16 protein-coding genes and 1 pseudogene are annotated in these 16325 nt (G+C 40.1%); 9 read left to right on the top strand and 8 right to left on the bottom strand.

What is annotated here, in order from left to right:
* The 4 genes and pseudogenes from B4N43_RS08235 to B4N43_RS08250 all read right to left on the bottom strand — a co-directional run.
* Nucleotides 1-408, bottom strand: a pseudogene (locus B4N43_RS08235) (KilA-N domain-containing protein); the annotation flags it as partial.
* Nucleotides 409-476: 68 nt separating this feature from the next.
* Entirely contained in the window at nt 477-1538 is a 1062-nt protein-coding gene (locus B4N43_RS08240) for a cytochrome-c peroxidase (protein WP_286734066.1), read from the bottom strand.
* Nucleotides 1535-1852 carry a DUF3817 domain-containing protein gene (locus B4N43_RS08245; RefSeq protein WP_286734068.1) on the bottom strand — a complete coding sequence of 106 codons (318 nt, stop codon included), beginning with the start codon at nt 1850-1852 and terminating at the stop codon, nt 1535-1537. Before B4N43_RS08245 ends, B4N43_RS08240 begins: the two co-directional genes overlap by 4 nt.
* 37 nt (nt 1853-1889) lie before the next feature.
* On the bottom strand, nt 1890-2351 hold the full coding sequence (locus B4N43_RS08250; RefSeq protein WP_286734070.1) for a hypothetical protein: 462 nt from the start codon (nt 2349-2351) through the stop codon (nt 1890-1892).
* Between the two features lie 378 nt (nt 2352-2729).
* Here B4N43_RS08250 and B4N43_RS08255 point away from each other — a divergent pair, with 378 nt between their 5' ends.
* The 9 genes from B4N43_RS08255 to B4N43_RS08295 all read left to right on the top strand — a co-directional run bounded on the left by B4N43_RS08255 (nt 2730) and on the right by B4N43_RS08295 (nt 12455).
* Nucleotides 2730-3317 carry a TetR/AcrR family transcriptional regulator gene (locus tag B4N43_RS08255; RefSeq protein WP_205400737.1) on the top strand — a complete coding sequence of 196 codons (588 nt, stop codon included), beginning with the start codon at nt 2730-2732 and terminating at the stop codon, nt 3315-3317.
* 232 nt (nt 3318-3549) lie between these two features.
* Nucleotides 3550-4077: a DUF420 domain-containing protein gene (locus B4N43_RS08260; protein WP_286734074.1), complete on the top strand. Its 528-nt coding sequence runs from the start codon at nt 3550-3552 to the stop codon at nt 4075-4077.
* A gap of 66 nt (nt 4078-4143) precedes the next feature.
* Nucleotides 4144-5280 (top strand): efflux RND transporter periplasmic adaptor subunit, encoded by a 1137-nt coding sequence (locus tag B4N43_RS08265; RefSeq protein ID WP_286734077.1) that lies wholly within the window; start codon nt 4144-4146, stop codon nt 5278-5280.
* A gap of 36 nt (nt 5281-5316) precedes the next feature.
* Nucleotides 5317-8481: an efflux RND transporter permease subunit gene (locus B4N43_RS08270; protein WP_286734080.1), complete on the top strand. Its 3165-nt coding sequence runs from the start codon at nt 5317-5319 to the stop codon at nt 8479-8481.
* A 21-nt stretch (nt 8482-8502) separates the two neighbouring features.
* Complete coding sequence (locus tag B4N43_RS08275; protein ID WP_286734082.1) at nt 8503-9927, top strand: efflux transporter outer membrane subunit; 1425 nt, start codon at nt 8503-8505, stop codon at nt 9925-9927.
* A gap of 36 nt (nt 9928-9963) precedes the next feature.
* Complete coding sequence (locus B4N43_RS08280) at nt 9964-10512, top strand: biliverdin-producing heme oxygenase (RefSeq protein ID WP_228280151.1); 549 nt, start codon at nt 9964-9966, stop codon at nt 10510-10512.
* A gap of 70 nt (nt 10513-10582) precedes the next feature.
* Complete coding sequence (locus B4N43_RS08285; RefSeq protein WP_153847670.1) at nt 10583-10807, top strand: hypothetical protein; 225 nt, start codon at nt 10583-10585, stop codon at nt 10805-10807.
* 53 nt (nt 10808-10860) lie between these two features.
* On the top strand, nt 10861-11886 hold the full coding sequence (locus B4N43_RS08290) for an SDR family oxidoreductase (protein ID WP_286734086.1): 1026 nt from the start codon (nt 10861-10863) through the stop codon (nt 11884-11886).
* Nucleotides 11886-12455 carry a Crp/Fnr family transcriptional regulator gene (locus tag B4N43_RS08295; protein WP_286734088.1) on the top strand — a complete coding sequence of 190 codons (570 nt, stop codon included), beginning with the start codon at nt 11886-11888 and terminating at the stop codon, nt 12453-12455. Before B4N43_RS08290 ends, B4N43_RS08295 begins: the two co-directional genes overlap by 1 nt.
* Before the next feature lie 12 nt (nt 12456-12467).
* Here the strand turns inward: B4N43_RS08295 and B4N43_RS08300 are convergent, their stop codons facing one another.
* The 4 genes from B4N43_RS08300 to B4N43_RS08315 form a co-directional block, all read right to left on the bottom strand.
* The gene (locus tag B4N43_RS08300; RefSeq protein ID WP_286734090.1) at nt 12468-13235 is read right to left on the bottom strand and encodes a LytR/AlgR family response regulator transcription factor; all 768 of its coding nucleotides are present in this window, start codon (nt 13233-13235) and stop codon (nt 12468-12470) included.
* On the bottom strand, nt 13232-14263 hold the full coding sequence (locus tag B4N43_RS08305) for a sensor histidine kinase (protein WP_286734092.1): 1032 nt from the start codon (nt 14261-14263) through the stop codon (nt 13232-13234). The genes B4N43_RS08300 and B4N43_RS08305 overlap by 4 nt, the downstream gene beginning before the upstream one ends.
* Before the next feature lie 75 nt (nt 14264-14338).
* Nucleotides 14339-15085 carry a hypothetical protein gene (locus tag B4N43_RS08310; RefSeq protein ID WP_286734094.1) on the bottom strand — a complete coding sequence of 249 codons (747 nt, stop codon included), beginning with the start codon at nt 15083-15085 and terminating at the stop codon, nt 14339-14341.
* A 228-nt stretch (nt 15086-15313) separates the two neighbouring features.
* Nucleotides 15314-15910: a hypothetical protein gene (locus B4N43_RS08315; protein WP_286734096.1), complete on the bottom strand. Its 597-nt coding sequence runs from the start codon at nt 15908-15910 to the stop codon at nt 15314-15316.
* Between the last annotated feature and the right edge of the window lie 415 nt (nt 15911-16325).

A 16325-nucleotide genomic window follows, 5' to 3' on the forward strand; every position in this document is an offset into this window, starting at 1 on the left:
TTCTGCTGGAATGAGATTTTCTTTGATAGCATCTGTATGGATTTGATAATTCACTTTAGCTAGCGTTCTATTTAAATCCCAATTTAATTTCAAACGATTGTTTTCATCGTCTTTTAAACGTTGAAACTCCTTTATTATATAAAGTTTAAACTCGATTGAAATCCAGGAAGCGAATTCTAGTGCTATGTCCTTATGAGCAAAAGTTCCTCCGTATCTCCCAGCTTTAGAAATTATACCAATTGCATTGGTATTTTCTATCCAGCGTTTGGGAGTCATCACAAAACTATTGAGACCAGCTTGTTTTCTAAACCCGTCGAATTCGACGGGTTTAAAATTGGGATTATATATACTTTCCCAAAAACCTAAGAGTTCAATTGTATTGCGATTTCTCATCCAGTTTTTAATTAAATCGTCAGTATGTGCCGAATAGAAAGATGCTTAAAAGTGCTATCGATATTTATCCTAATCTTATCTGTTCATGGCCGTTGAAATCTTGGATCGGTTAAAAAGTCATTGTCTGTTAATGTTTTTAAAAAAGCTATAATTTTGCTTCTTTCACTAGCAGAAAGCGTAATGCCTATTTTGCCATTTTGTTGTAACTCCCCAGCTAGATTAGAATTATGCTTTATGTCTTCAGTATAATGGTCTAGCACCTCTTCCAGTGTCGCGAGCCTCCCATCATGCATATAGGGCGCCGTGACTTCAATATTTCGGAGTGAGGGCACACGAAACTTTCCTATATCACTTGCCAAATGTGTCGAACTACTTTTCCCCGAGTCTCGGGATATGAGGTCTAGACCGTTATTACGGTAACTCATATCTGTGAATAATGGCTCCCGATGACATACGCTGCAATTTTTTTTAAATAATGTATACCCTTGTTTCTCCGTATCCGTAAAGATGCCACCATTTTCATGCCTTGTATATTTGTCGTAACGTGAATTAGCAGATACGAGCATAGTCATAAACTGTGCAAGTGCGTTCAGCATTTTTGTCGAATCTATAGCTGTTGAACCAAAAGCAGCTTTAAAAAATCCTTTATAATTGCTGTTCGACTGAAGTTTTTCAACTGCGCCCACCATGCTGTTGGCGATTTCACAAGGATTGGTAATGGCATTGTGAGATGATAGTGGCAATTCTTTGATGCGTCCATCCCACATAAATTCCTTTTGCCAGGCAAGATTAAATAGTGCCGGAGCATTTCTTGTTCCGGTACATTGTTTCATACCTTGACTCAACGCCTTATTCTCGTCTGAAAAAGCTGCGGCTGCATGATGGCAGCTTGCGCACGAAATGGAATTGTTTAGGGAAAGCACCCGATCATAGAAGAGAAGCCTTCCAAGTTGGAATCCGGCTGGGGTTATCTGTTGTTGACCGAATGGAGCATTTGGGACGGGAAAGTTGGGCGGTACAGTAAAGTCTAGCTTTACGGATGCTGTATCATAATTTAAATGAGAAGGTCGGATATGGTATCCCACAAAAATAATGATCAAATTTATGAAAGCTATACTAGCTACGATTATCGTTTTCTTATTCATTCAGCCTCCATGATAGGTTTAAGAATACGCCTATCGATATAAAATGTACCGAAGGGGATAAGGCAGGCAAGTAATACTTTCCAAGTTGTTTGTCTGAATCTCCAGTGCCTTTCGATCCCCACACTAAGTGTTGATATAATAAACCATAAAAAGAGCATACCATGGATTGGTCCAAGCGCTTTAACCAGCATGGGCTGTTGTCCCCAATATTTTAATGGTACCGCAATAAAGACAAGGATAAGAAGCGAAATACCTTCCAGATAACTGAGCAGCCGCAGGCGGCCCAACTGTGTTTTAAAAATTTGATTTAACATTTGCACGTTGAAAATTAGTAGCGTATAATGAATTGATTTAGAATGAGCGTAGATAGGGGCGTGCTGCCAGGGGAGAAAACGGCCATGGAATCGCAATTAGTATAATAAGTAATGCTGCGGAAAACCACCATAGCATGGTTTGATATTTGGCTTGGTCTTCCTGCATACGTTTGGCTTTAGCTGAGCCGATCGTAATCAACACGATTGCCACTACAGCAAACGAAATATGGATATATTTGAAGAAAACATGCGGATTAGCCATCGAACCCAACCCGTCAGTCGTTTTAGCTAGGACAATAGGACTTTGGATATAAAGTGCCATTCCGATCAATAACTGAACATGGGCAATGGTTGCAGTCCAGTGACGAACAGCATTGGTCTTGGGACTGAATTTTTTTTTCAATCTCAATCCCCTGAACGCAGCGAATATGGCATAAATTAGGCTACCTAAGACAAACCATCGAATAGCTGAATGACAAACAAGAAAAAAGTAATACATAACATTTTTTTATGGGTAATAGATAAAAGATCAAGGCTCGTTATTTTGCCTAATTTATAAAAAGTACTAACTAGTATGTTTTCATCTAAATGCCTAAATGATGAAATTTCTTACTTAAAAACTGCTTCAATGTTAAGGAAATAAAACAACATACTAACTAGTATGTTTGCAAACATATTAAAAGAATCTAGTGTTTTGATTTTCTTAGGGTCATTTTACCGTCAAAAACATTTTACATACAGTTAGCCCTTAATAGCTAAAGAATAGAGATGAAGTGACTACTTCCTTTAATTTTTCAGTTTTACTTAAGAATGACAAGTGGGGGAGACAAACAGTGCATTTGCTGTGTATATTTGCGACATACTAATTGGTATGTTTATGTCAAAAGCACAGGCAACAAGATCAGATATTCTCAGAAGAGCAATGGAATTGATATACAAGCAGGGTTTTCAATCGACCAGTATTGATGACATCCTGGCTACAACACAGGTGACCAAAGGAGCCTTTTACTATCATTTCAAAAATAAAGAAGAGATGGGTATAGCGTTGATAGAAGAAGCTATGCATACGGAGATTTGGCCAGACATTCAAAATTCACTGTCATCAAGCTCAAATTTTAGAGATAACATCTATAAAATGATGGATAAACTTCTCTTTAAACATCCGTTTATGACGGTTGAGCATGGTTGTCCGGCTGTAAATCTTATTCAAGAGATGGCTCCACTGAATGACGCATTTCGGTTAGCGTTGAAAAAATCGTTGAATAAATGGGAGAGAGCGATCGAAGCTGAGATCATACGGGGGCAGGAGACAGGGCAGTTAGCGCGTTCGCATGATGCCAAACAGATAGCGCTTCATATCATAACATTATACCATGGTGTCAGAAATATGGGAAAGTTATTAGGTAAACCCTATTATGTATCATTTCTAAGCGAATTCCGACAATACCTCGATTCATTGAAGTAAATTTTTTTTTTGATAAAAACATACTTTATAGTATGTTTTGGTTGACTTATTAAAATCTAATTTTTACGTATTAAAACATACTGATTAGTATGTTAAAAAAATATCATGCGCAATAAAAACCTTTTTATATTCAAAAACATACCATGTAGTATGTTTAATTCTTGAAATCAATGTTTATCCATGCTTGCACGAATACCAGCTCAGTCATCAATCACAAAATATCTATAAAATAATGCCATACAGAAATTCTATATTACTTATCTGGGTACTCACCATCGTTATTAATGGTTTAATCCTGCTTACTTTTTTTATGCCAAAAGTAAGCTTGGTCGCAGGCTGTGATTATTCCAGCCTGCCCATGCTCAATGCAATTTTAAATGGTTTAACCTTCTTTTCGCTACTATTTGCATTGTTTGCAGTTCGTCGTAAAGACGTACTCCTGCATCGAAGTTCAATATTTCTTGCCTTCTCCTTTACCTCCTTATTCCTGTTTTCTTATTTGCTCTATCATTTCTCTATACCTTCTACCAGTTATAAAGGAGATGGCATATTGCGAGGAGTTTATTACTTTATTTTGGTCACGCACGTTGTGCTGGCAGCCGTCATTGTGCCTCTTGGGCTCTTAGCCATGGCTTTTGCGCTAAATAATCGAATTAGTCAGCACCGCAAGATTGCCCGGTGGACTATGCCGATCTGGTTGTATGTCAGTTTTACTGGAGTGGTCGTATACTTACTGATTAATCCGTACTACCAGCACTGAATAACTCAAGAAATTCAGCAGTCACTCATATTCTTACACATTTCTATTATATCAAATCAAATTTTTATGAAAAAAAATCTGTTACTCGGAATTGCAATTCCAGTTATCATATTTTCTTCCTGCAAACCAGGTCATCAACCTGTTCAGGAGCCCAGTGTTCCTGAGGTTCCAGTGCTGGTTCTAAACAAGACCGATACGGTCGTTTATACAGAATATCCTGCACAGCTAGAGGGGCTTACTGATGTCGAGATCCGCCCCCAGGTGAATGGAATCCTGGAAAGGGTTTTGGTTCAGGAAGGTGCCTATGTGGAAAAGGGCCAAGCACTCTTCCTGATCGATTCACGCCCATACCGGGAAGCATATAACGATGCGAAAGCACAGCTATCCATAGCGCAGGCCGAAGTACAGACCGCAAAAATTGAAGTCGAAAAGCTAAAAGTGCTCGTTGATAATCGAGTCGTATCAAACTATCAGCTTAAAACAGCACAGGCTAGCTATGACGCAGCGGTAGCGGGTGAACGAAAAGCGATGGCAAAAATAGAAAATGCCAAAATCACCTTAAATTTTACTACCATTAAAGCTCCTGTAAGTGGCTATATTGGCCGTCTCGGAAAGAAAACCGGTAGTCTTGTTGCTCCGTCCGATGCCCAGTCATTGACCTATCTTTCCGACAATAGGGAGGTTCACGCTTATTTTTCTGTTGGAGAAGCTGATTTTGTCGCCTTTAAGGATGGTCTGCAAGGTCGTTCAATCGACGAAAAGTTAAAGAACAGCGCTGCGGTAAATATGGTGCTTTCTGGTGGAGCTGATTATCCCGTAACAGGTCGGCTTGACATGGTTGATGCAGCATTCGACAGGTCTACTGGAGCAATCACCCTAAGGGCTACCTTTCCAAATAGGCAAGGTTTGCTTCGTTCAGGCAACTCAGGCCGTATTAGACTTGGCCTGAGGCAGCATGGTGTAGTTGCTGTACCCCAGGCAGCCACGTTCGAAATGCAGGACAAGCTCTTTGCCTATGTCGTTGACCAGCACAACAAAACCCGGCAGGTTGCATTAACGGTTACCGGAGCTGCCGGAAACAGCTATTACATTTCCAACGGCCTGGCTAGTGGGGATAGACTTATTTTAAAAGGGCTGGAGTCCCTTAAAGATGGAATGGCTGTTAAGCCCGAGATATCATCCGATAAAATGGCGAGCAACTAGTCACCTTATTTTACTTATGCTAAAGACGATTATACCATGTTAAAAATTTTTATTGATAAGCCAGTTATCGCTACTGTGGTTTCCATCATGCTGGTCATTTTTGGCGCGGTAGGTCTGATGGATCTACCTATACAACAGTTTCCGGATATAGCACCTCCAGTGGTTCAGGTTTCGGCCAATTATCCCGGTGCCAACGCCGAAACGATGGTGCGTGCGGTAGCGCCACCGCTGGAGGAAGCCATTAATGGGGTAGAAAATATGACCTATATGAGTTCCACTTCGAGCAACGACGGTACACTCATCATATCCGTATACTTCAAGCTGGGCACAGATCCCGACCAGGCCGCTGTAAATGTACAGAATCGAGTTTCATCTGCTACGGGATTGCTTCCTCCAGAAGTTGTCCAGGCCGGTACTACCACCCAAAAGGTACAAAATTCGCTTATTATGGCGATTAATTTGATGAGTGATAAGCCTGAACTATACGATGCAACATATCTGACCAATTATGCTCAGATCAACATCATTCCGGAGTTAAAACGTATACAGGGCGTGGGCCAGGTCACTTTTTACGGCAGTAATAGAGATTATTCGATGCGAATATGGCTCAATCCGGCGCAAATGGCCGCTTATAACATTACACCGACAGAAGTGATGGCCGCCGTCAAAAGTAAAAATCAAGAAGCGGCACCGGGAAGGTTTGGTGAATCAAGCGACAGATCTTTCGAATATGTACTCAAGTATGCGGGTAAGTATACCAGACCCGAGGACTATGGGAATATGATCATCAGAACGAACGGAGATGGCAGTATGCTCAAACTTAAAGATGTCGCCAAAGTGGAACTGGGCAGTTACACCTACAATTCATTAAATACCGTGCACGATAAAAAAAGTGTGCTATTCCAGGTCATACAGCTTCCTGGTACCAACTCGAGAGAAATACAGACGAAGGTTGCCGAATTTTTGAAAAAAGCTGAAAAAGATTTTCCTCCGGGGATCAAGCAGCAGATACTCTACAATACCAAGGATATGCTTGATCAATCCATTGATCAGGTAGAGCATACACTTCTGGAAGCCTTTATTCTTGTTTTTATAGTCGTATATCTATTCCTGCAGGATTTCCGGTCCACACTGATTCCGGCTATTGCAGTTCCCGTGGCGGTTATAGGTACGTTTTTCTTTATGTCTGTCTTCGGGTTCTCTATCAACCTGCTCACCCTATTTGCACTCGTACTGGCCATAGGTATAGTCGTAGACGATGCCATTGTCGTTGTTGAGGCTGTACATTCCAAACTGGAAAATAAAAATATGACAGCCAAAAAAGCAACGATGTCCGCGATGCACGAGATTACTGGTGCCATCATCTCGATTACTTTGGTCATGGCAGCAGTATTTCTTCCCGTTGGCTTTATGAAAGGGTCCGCAGGTGTGTTTTACCGTCAGTTTGCCTTTACTTTAGCTATTGCAATTGTTATTTCTGCATTGAATGCTTTGACCCTCAGTCCCGCATTATGTGCCTTATTGTTGAAAGATGTCAATCATGGTCATGCAGAAGAGCCCACAAATTTTAAACAGCGTTTTTTCTACGCTTTCAATAAAGGCTTTGAAAATGTAACAGCTAAGTATGTTGTAGCAGTGAAAAAGCTGATCAAGTTTAAATGGGCAAGTCTCGCTGGGTTAGCGCTTGTTGTTGTAATTACGGGCTGGCTTATTCGTCGGACTCCGACAGGTTTTATACCGTCAGAAGACTTGGGTTTTATTGCAATTTCGGTCAATCTTCCCCCGGGTTCGTCCATGAATAGGACGCAGGCAGTCCTTGATGAGGCGGCCGATAAGGTGCGGGATATGAAAGCGAAATTTGCATTCAATGAAGTAGCAGGTTTCAATGTGTTGACAAATTCCACCAGTCCGTCATCCGGAGTAGCCTTTTTCAGGATGAAAAAGGATGGTGAGCGTGGATCGATGAACGATGTCTCTGCTAACATTGCTGAAATTCAAAAACGGCTCAATACAATAAAGGGAGCCCAATGCTTTGTGTTTTCTTTTCCTACCGTTCCTGGGTTCAGCAATGTGGATGCGCTGGATCTGGTCCTCGAGGACAAAGCCGGCGGCAAGCTGGATAAATTTGGTGGTATTGCCAACAAATTTATTGCCGAGTTGAGCAAACGCAAAGAAATATCTGTCGCATTTACCACTTTCCGTGCAGATTATCCACAGTACGAGATGATTCTAGACCACGAAAAAATCGAACAATTGGAGGTGGATGAAAAAGATGTTTTGGGAACAATGCAATCTTTCTTCGGCAGTGCGCAAGTTTCCGATTTCAATCGCTTTGGTAAGTATTATCGGGTCATGGTACAGGCCGACAAACAGGAACGTGCAGATCCGGCTTCGATGAACGAAGTCTATGTCAAGAACAGATCTGGCAAGATGGTTCCCGTAAAAACAATGGTCAGTTTGAAAAGAGTCTTTGGCCCAGAGGTGATTACACGATATAACCTTTTCAACTCGATCGGTGTCAATGCTGTACCCAAACCGGGCTTTAGTACCGGTGACGCTATCCTCGCTGTCCGGGAAGTCGCAGCTGATGTATTGCCATCAGGTTACTCGTATGAATTTTCGGGAATGACTAGGGAAGAGATCTCGTCCGGGGGCCAGTCCGTGATTATTTTTTCGCTCTCTCTACTATTTGTTTATTTCCTGCTGTGTGCCCAGTATAACAGCTATATCCTTCCTTTGGCCGTAGTTTTTTCAGTTCCAACAGGCATCATCGGCGTTTTTGCAGCTATCGGCATCGCAGGCATTGACAATAATATCTATATCCAAGTGGCACTGATTATGCTGATTGGCCTACTTGCCAAAAATGCAATCCTGATCGTCGAATTTGCGGTACAGCGCAGACATGCAGGGCTTACATTGCTGCAGGCCGCATTAGAGGCAGCCAAACTGCGTGTCCGTCCTATTATTATGACCTCAATCGCATTTGTTGCTGGTATTTCCCCTATGATGCGGGCCACTGGACCGTCCGCGATGGGAAACCATTCGATCAGTATAGGTGCTGCAGGCGGAATGATCAGTGGTGTCATTCTGGGATTATTTATCATACCGGTTCTGTTCGTTGTGTTTCAGGCTCTGCAGGAGAAAATATCGGGTAGGAAAACGCAACCAACACCAGCGATCCAACATGCTATAGAAGCTTAAGACAAATAAAAGAGACAATTTATGAGCTATTTAACTAAAAACTATCGTCAAATTATTCTTATGACTGCATTCCTAGGCACCTTGGTTGGCTGTGCGATCACTAAAGACGTCCAGTTGCCCAAGCCAGAACTTCCTGCGGCTTTCCGTGGAGAGACCGATAAAGATACGCTTGGTATCGCTATGCTGCCATGGAAGAGTTTTTTCACGGATAAAGTGTTGCAGGTAATGATCGATAGTACCCTGAAGAAAAACTTTGATATGCAGGTCGCGCTGAAAAATATCGAATCAGCACATCTGCTTGTACGGCAGTCAAAATGGAACAATCTACCTGTTGTCAGTCTCAATGCAACGGGAAATACAAGTAATCCTTCTAATTACAGCCTCAACGGGATGACGGCAAGTCAGTTTTTAGGGGCCAATCATATCGAGGATTATTCCTTAGGAGCCAGTTTGACTTGGGAAGCCGATGTATGGGGAAAGATCCGTAATTCCAACAAAGCCGTGCTTGCCGCTTATTTACAGAGTGATGAGGCTCGTAAAGCCTTGCAGACCGATCTTATTATCAGTGTTTCAAAAGGCTATTATAATCTTCTTATGCTAGATCAGCAGCGTCGTGTCGCAGTAGCGAATATGGCATTAAATGATAGTACTTTGCGTATTACAAATGTGCAGTATAAAATGGGGCAGGCCACCTATTTGGCGGTTCAGCAAGCAGAGGCACAGCGACTGGCAGTCGCGGAGCTGATCCCGCAACTTGAAAAGGAAATCATATTGCAGGAGAATGCGCTACATGTGCTTGCTGGTGAATTGCCGGGTATACAGCTGGGGCGTACTGTGCTTCATGAGATTAAGTTTCCGGAGCAGCTCTCTACTGGTGTGCCCATTGATATGGTTCGGCGACGACCAGATGTCCGGAGCCGCGAGCTGGACCTGGTGATTGCGAATGCAAAAGTAGGCATCAGCAAAGCGCAGCTGTATCCTGCACTTCGAATTACTGCCGCAGGCGGAGTGGGGGCACTGAAAGCAAGCGATTGGTTCAATATTCCGGGAGCACTCTTTGGTACTGTGGGCGGAACTATCTTACAGCCATTACTCCAGCATAAGGAACTTAGCACACAGTATAAGATAGCTGCTATTGAACGAGAGAAAACAATTGTTGCATTTCGAAAAACAGTCTTGGGAGCGGTTGGAGAGGTCTCCGATGCCATAGTAAAGATCGAGAAGCTGAAACAGCAGCAGTACATTACAGCCCAACGTGTCAATACACTGCAGCAGGCAACAGCAAATGCCAATACCCTTTTCGTGAATGGCATGGCAAACTATCTCGAAGTGATTACAGCACAGGTTAATGTATTGCAGAGCGAACTTGACCTCGCATCTGTCCGACGTCAGGAGCTGTCTGCCATTGCCGACCTGTATCGCAGTCTGGGTGGCGGTGTAGAATGATAGAACAAAAATCACCTTTTACAATAAAAAACAATAATGATGATACAAGAAGAATTAAGAAATCAAACCGCCTCACCGCACCAACAATTGGAGAAATTGGTTGTCGCCAGATTAAAGTCGATCCGTAGCAATGCGGAATACGCAGATCTGTTGAAAATATTTTATAGCTATTTCAAGAATTTAGAAGAAGCCATTGCTCCATATATCACTGCGAATATATTGGCAGATTATCCCGAAAGGCGACATGCCGTTAGTCTTGCTGAGGATATCGTGGACTTAGGTGGAGATCTGAACGAACTTCCAGAAGTACATGTCCCTACCATCGACAGTATGGCAAAGGCGCTGGGTGCACTTTACGTCATGGAGGGTTCCGTGATGGGCGGGATGGTCATTGTTCAAATGCTTGGGAAATACGGAATAACTGAAGGAGTATCGTTCTTCTCCGGCTATGGTTCAGAAACAAATCAGAAATGGAATGTCTTTATTGATGTTTTGCGTGCAAATATTTCGGAAGAACATGCTGCAGATGCCATTTATGCGGCACGAGAAACGTTTGCCCGATTTGCTGATGCATTTCAAATCTGATTGTCTATGGTGTCCCCGTTGTTTTCTGGTGTCAGCGGGGCGCCATTTAAGTATTCTAAAAATATGTGTTATGATTGTTATGATTTTTTTCCAAAAGAGATTAAGCTTAAAAATAGAAACCCTTGGAAGCCTTGGTCATCTTTTCGACTGTTTTATTCTCGTCGGGAATGACGTTGAGGTACTCGACGAGTTTGCTCTTTATCTGGAAAAGATGGATAAAACTGTTTATATCTGCTCCGAGATAGGTGAAGTAGCGCAACTAATCACAAAAGATGTAAAAAGCCTTATTTCTTAACAAATGGTAATGGTAGCTTGATGAGATCATCCGAACTTTATAAATAAAAGGAAATGAAAAATCAGCAAGTATTACTGACCGGAGTTACCGGTTTTTTAGGTGCACATACGGCCATTCAATTGCTCAATAAAGGCTATGAGGTGATAGGTACACTACGGAACAGAGATCGCATATCATCGATAAAGGAGGTGATTGGCCAACATACCGATCATTTGGATAAGCTGCACTTTGCAGTCGCAGATTTAAACGATGCAAGTATCTGGAACGATCTTGCAAAAGGAGTGGACTTTATCCAGCATGTTGCATCACCTTTCCCTACAACACTGCCCAAGAATGAGGATGAATTAATCGTACCTGCAAAAAACGGTACGTTAAATATTTTGAGTGCCGCAGTAGACAACAATGTTAAGCGGGTTGTGATGACCTCTTCTTTAGCCGCTATTGCTTATGGTAGACAAAATAAAGAACCCAACAAAATTTTAACGGAAAGCGATTGGACGGATATAAGCCGCAAGAGCGATATTACGCCATATTATAAAAGTAAAACCATTGCCGAGAAGGCCGCCTGGGATTTTATCAGACAAGACGCTAGCTCGCTGGAATTGGTTACAGTATGTCCAGGGGCTATTTTGGGGCCGGTGATCGAAAGAGATTATGGTACTTCTGCAGAGATCGTTGTCGCCTTGATGAACGGGAGTTATCCCGCCTTGCCCAAGATCGGTTTCGATCTTGTCGATGTCCGTTCTGTTGCAGATCTCCTTATTTTGGCGATGGAAAGCCCTGTTGCAGCCGGCAATAGGTATATCGCTGCCACAGGATATTTAACGCTCAAGGCTGTTGCGATCATCCTTAAAGATCATTTTCCGGGACGTAAAATTCCTACAGCAGAATTTCCTAACTTTATAACAAGGATGCTGACACAATTTCGTCCCAAGCTCAAGCCGGTTTTGTTGGAGATGGTTCGGAGGAAAACAGATATCAGTAAAGCACAGAGAGAACTGGGATGGAAGCCCATTCCTGTTAAAGAAGCTGTGATCTCCTGCGCAAACAGTCTATTGGAACTACAAATCGTAAAATAATGGAAAAACTTAAGGCTGCACTTGCTTTTGGAGGAATACTTGCGGCAAGCGATATTGATCTGCTTGCTGGGAGTTTTAAATTACGCCAGGTAAAAGCGGGTATCTATATCGAAGAACTCCATGAAGTAGCGTCTGAGATTCTCTTTGTTGAAAGCGGTATCTTACGTTTGCTGGGTGCGGATATATCAGGCAATGATGTCACGAAGCATTTTATCAAGGAGCACCAATTTTTTGCAAATCTTGAAAGTTACTATACTAGGCAGCCTGCGACAGAGGCTATTCAGGCAGTTGTTGCCAGCAAGATCTATACGATAGCTTTTTCAGTTTTTGAAGGTTATTTTCAGACCATTCCAAATCTATATGTTTATTTCAAAACCCTTAGTGAGGCTTCGTTGCTTCAAAAAATAAAAGATAATGATTTTCTGAATTATGGTGATGCGAAAACGAAATACCTGGAACTTTTGCGACGTTACCCAGCGATCATTCAGCAGGTTCCACAGCAATATATCGCTTCTTATCTAAAAATAACGCCGCAGTCCTTGAGCAGAATAAGGAAAGAGCTCGCTTAAATGCGATCGCTCTTATTTTTCAATCCATTCCCGAAATGTCGCCGTATTGCTTTGACTGGTTTTTAAATAAGTTTCAAATCCTTTTAATTTGATAGCAAGCGTATTTTTTTTATATCGTTCGATCTTTTCGATGTAAGGTTTGTGAACAAATTCACTTCGGTTGATACGGAAAAAGTCCAAAGGATTGAGTTGCTCTTCAATTTCTTTCAATGTAGTTTCAGTAAGTAGATGTTTTTTACCTTTGGTATCGTAAGCAAAAATAATTCCTTCATCGGCTTCAAAAAACAAAATGTTTTCTGTTTCTAAGAAATAAATCCCTTGATTCGTATTGATGGAAAAACGTTTTTTATACTGTTTTTGGATGAAATTTTGCTGAAAAAATTTGGTTAGATTGACGATTGCCTTTTCTTCATTTGAAGTAGCATTTCCAAGTAAAAGATATTTGTCCCACGCTTTTAGAAATCGTTCTTTAGAGAAAGGTTTCAGTAAATATGCGATACCATTGCCATCAAAAGCATCCATCCAAAATTGGTCGTAAGCCGTGGTGAAAATGATAGGACACGAAATATAAACTTGCTGGTAAATCTCAAAAGCATTTCCGTCCAAAAGTTCAATATCCGAAAAAATAAGGTCAGGTTGGTGGCTTTTCAAAAAAAACACAGCAGATTGAACTGTATCTAATTCGGCGATGATTTCGGTTGAGGAATTTACTTCTTCAATAAATCTTTTTAGCTTTTTTCGAGCCGGAATTTCGTCTTCTATGATGAGTATTTTTGTCATTTACTTTGTTTATGAATAATAGGGACAGTTGCAGAAAATTCTTTTTCGGTTTGATGAATTTCAATTGGTTTTTTTGAAAGCAATTGATATTGTTCTTTCAGGTTTTTCAGTGCTCGTCCTGATGTTAGCTTTGTATTTCGCTTCAGATTTATATTATTTGAAACAAAAATATTTTCATCAATATTTATTTTGATATAAACAGGATTTTCTTGTGAACCTATATTGTGTTGAAGTGCATTTTCAATTAATAATTGCAAAGTAAGCGGAACAATAAAACCTTTTGCATTTTGGGTTTCGATGTTTAGCTGATAGGCATTTCCATACTTATACTGAATGAGTTTGAAATATTGTTTAGCAAAATCGATTTCCTGATCAATATCTGTCAATTCCTTATCTGATGCTTGCAATACATAACGATAAATTTCGGCAAATTCGTTCAGAAAATCAGATGCTTTTTGTTTGTCTTCTTCAATTAATTGATCCAATACATTTAGATTATTGAACAAAAAATGCGGATTAAGTTGTGCTTTGAGTTGATTGATTTTACTTTCTGCCAAAGATTGGTTATATATTGCTAGTTTTTGTTGGTGTTTTTTATTTTTATTGAAATAGTGATAGGCAAGGAAAAAACTACCGTAAATAACGCCATTCAAAAAATCAGAAAACAAGGAAAGAGTAAAGGCTTGTTGGTTGAAATTCCGCTCTATATTTCCAAAAGCAAATGCTATCAATAATCCTATCAACTGCATAGAAATTACAAATGAAAGCAACGAAGTGCCAAAAATTTTCAGCATTGTTTGATTAGTGAACGTATCTGTTCCTTGCCATTTTCGAATGAAGAAAAGAATAATCAAAAACAAAATTCCTGCTCCAATTACTGTAGCCAAAGCTGCTTCTGGAGTGAATATGTAAGCATTTATTTGCCGTCTTACTGCTATTCGCGTGTAAATGGATTGTATGTAAGCGAACAGTAAAATGAACAGCAAAAAATGTCGGATTTGATATATTTTGTGGATGATATTTTTCATTGAAGTTTGATATGACAATTTACAAAAAAAATAGTCCTGAGATGTTGCAGGACTATTTTTTTATGCTGAAACTAATTAATTTTTCTTTTCAGGAAATGAAGCCATGACTTTTCCTGTTTCATCATAGAAATCTAGTTTTGCATTGTTTTCTTTGTCCACATAAAACATCGCTTTTGGCATGCCTTTATCATCAAAAAGAAACAATCCGTTGTTTTGACTTCTGGATTTACCAAGCATTACTCGTGGAACGCCACCAAGTATTCCTTGTGCTTCATATTCTTTGTATTTTTCTTCCATTGCTTTTGGATCTTTCTTGCGAAGTACTTCAAGTTCTTGCATGATTTCCATTGTTTTGAGTTGCGATTCTTTGTTTGGTCGATCGTTGAACGCCAACGTACTGCTAACAGATCGTTTGTCGCCTTTTCCAATATCTTGTGTCAGTAATTGCATTACTTGGTCGCCATCATATTGGTCGTAAGTAAGAGAAAGCCCCGCCGAATGTCCGTTTTCTGTTTTTCTTCCGTCATAGATAAATCCGCCACATTCTATGCCTTCTTCGTTAAAGAATAACATTCCCGAACGTTTTTTTCGGTCTGCGTTGGTCGGGCGATTATTGATTTTGCTAGTTCCGTTCGGAAAACGATCTACATTGGTAATAACCATTTTTACCGTTCCGTCTTTTTCCACAATGTTGATACGTTCTACATCTATTTCACTAAATTTTTGGTTTCCTGATTTTTTAAATGCAGTTAATGAAATTAATGTAATTCCTATAACAGTTGCAACTGTGAAAATTCTTAAAAATACTAATTCTCTGTTCATCTTTTTTGATTTTAATTGTTTGATGAAGCAAAAATATTATTGTGCTGTTTTTTATTCAATAACAAAACAATGAACGCAGGAAAAAATCGAATGAACTGAGGAAATTAGGCGTTGAGATCAATCAGACGTCGGTCTGATTGCAGTGGCAAGCGATGGACAGATGGGGTTAGCTTTTAATAGGGAAAGGATGATACGGGCCTGGATGGACGAAAGTAAGAAGCCGCACATTTATTTAATTTTTTTTAATTCATCCAGCAATTTATTCTGCTTGATAATGAAAGTATTCAGGCTATCTGTTTTTAGAGGATGCGCATTTTGATATTTTTCAATTTCAGGTAGCGTTTTTCTGATTTTAAAAGCAGTATACGTGCTAACCAGATTTTCATTATTTTTAGTTATTTGACTGATATGATCTGTTATATTTTTTACTTTAAGATCGTATCGATCAGCACTGGCACTAATTTCCTTTTGTACCTGTTGTTTTACTAGTGAATCTGTAATGGCTTTCGTTCGTTCATTGGCATCCTGATAATAAGAATTAGTGGTTTCGAGTACACTATTATATACAGCTAAAACTTTTTCTGTTTCCTCTAATGTCCTCACAATCCTGGAATTGAGAGCTGTAAGGTTTTTATCATCTTTTATTAACTCTGAATAGATATTGTCTACAGTTATGTTATTTCCACGATAACTCTTAAAAGAACCTGAAGCAGCCGATTCAGCATTATCCACTGCATTTTCTACAATAGGTGGGTTCTGTTGCTTATTCTCTTGGCAGGAAAGTATAGACAGAGCCAGTGTGGAAGCGAAAAAAATATTTTTCATAATTGTCTTGCTAAACGGTATAATATTATAGCCATCATATATGTCTCCATAATTGAATATACACATTTAATTTCCATTTTTCCAATGATCTTTGACTTGTCCCTTTCTGCATATAAGAAATTACTTAGAACAATCGAATTTGTTCATTGGTGTTTCAGCTGCTCTAACAGCTGTCAACTTAGGTAACGTTGGACAAGAAATGTAATATGCTTTCAAACAGTTATAAGACTTAAGTGATCAATTCAATATGTGTGAATAAGATTATAGAAAATGGCTGGCAGCCTGTTCAATATTGAACGGCTAGTGTTCAATAACGGTCAGTATTAAGAAAGAAATTCGTTCGTAGTGTATTGGCAAATAGCGTGTTAAATTTATTGGCAAACTATTTGGAATTCCCATTCAAGTACAAAATAAA

It is taken from the genome of Sphingobacterium sp. UBA1897, assembly GCF_002337775.1.
GTDB classification, from domain to species: domain Bacteria; phylum Bacteroidota; class Bacteroidia; order Sphingobacteriales; family Sphingobacteriaceae; genus Sphingobacterium; species Sphingobacterium siyangense.

Excerpts from the sequence above, each read along its gene's own strand:
- B4N43_RS08310 (WP_286734094.1), bottom strand. The coding sequence starts at position 15,085 with ATGAACAGAGAATTAGTATTTTTAAGAATTTTCACAGTTGCAACTGTT.
- B4N43_RS08305 (WP_286734092.1), bottom strand. The coding sequence starts at position 14,263 with ATGAAAAATATCATCCACAAAATATATCAAATCCGACATTTTTTGCTG.
- B4N43_RS08290 (WP_286734086.1), top strand. The coding sequence starts at position 10,861 with ATGAAAAATCAGCAAGTATTACTGACCGGAGTTACCGGTTTTTTAGGT.
- B4N43_RS08285 (WP_153847670.1), top strand. The coding sequence starts at position 10,583 with ATGATTGTTATGATTTTTTTCCAAAAGAGATTAAGCTTAAAAATAGAA.
- B4N43_RS08280 (WP_228280151.1), top strand. The coding sequence starts at position 9,964 with ATGATGATACAAGAAGAATTAAGAAATCAAACCGCCTCACCGCACCAA.
- B4N43_RS08260 (WP_286734074.1), top strand. The coding sequence starts at position 3,550 with ATGCCATACAGAAATTCTATATTACTTATCTGGGTACTCACCATCGTT.
- B4N43_RS08240 (WP_286734066.1), bottom strand. The coding sequence starts at position 1,538 with ATGAATAAGAAAACGATAATCGTAGCTAGTATAGCTTTCATAAATTTG.
- B4N43_RS08250 (WP_286734070.1), bottom strand. The coding sequence starts at position 2,351 with ATGTATTACTTTTTTCTTGTTTGTCATTCAGCTATTCGATGGTTTGTC.
- B4N43_RS08275 (WP_286734082.1), top strand. The coding sequence starts at position 8,503 with ATGAGCTATTTAACTAAAAACTATCGTCAAATTATTCTTATGACTGCA.
- B4N43_RS08245 (WP_286734068.1), bottom strand. The coding sequence starts at position 1,852 with ATGTTAAATCAAATTTTTAAAACACAGTTGGGCCGCCTGCGGCTGCTC.
- B4N43_RS08315 (WP_286734096.1), bottom strand. The coding sequence starts at position 15,910 with ATGAAAAATATTTTTTTCGCTTCCACACTGGCTCTGTCTATACTTTCC.
- B4N43_RS08300 (WP_286734090.1), bottom strand. The coding sequence starts at position 13,235 with ATGACAAAAATACTCATCATAGAAGACGAAATTCCGGCTCGAAAAAAG.
- B4N43_RS08265 (WP_286734077.1), top strand. The coding sequence starts at position 4,144 with ATGAAAAAAAATCTGTTACTCGGAATTGCAATTCCAGTTATCATATTT.
- B4N43_RS08255 (WP_205400737.1), top strand. The coding sequence starts at position 2,730 with ATGTCAAAAGCACAGGCAACAAGATCAGATATTCTCAGAAGAGCAATG.
- B4N43_RS08270 (WP_286734080.1), top strand. The coding sequence starts at position 5,317 with ATGTTAAAAATTTTTATTGATAAGCCAGTTATCGCTACTGTGGTTTCC.
- B4N43_RS08295 (WP_286734088.1), top strand. The coding sequence starts at position 11,886 with ATGGAAAAACTTAAGGCTGCACTTGCTTTTGGAGGAATACTTGCGGCA.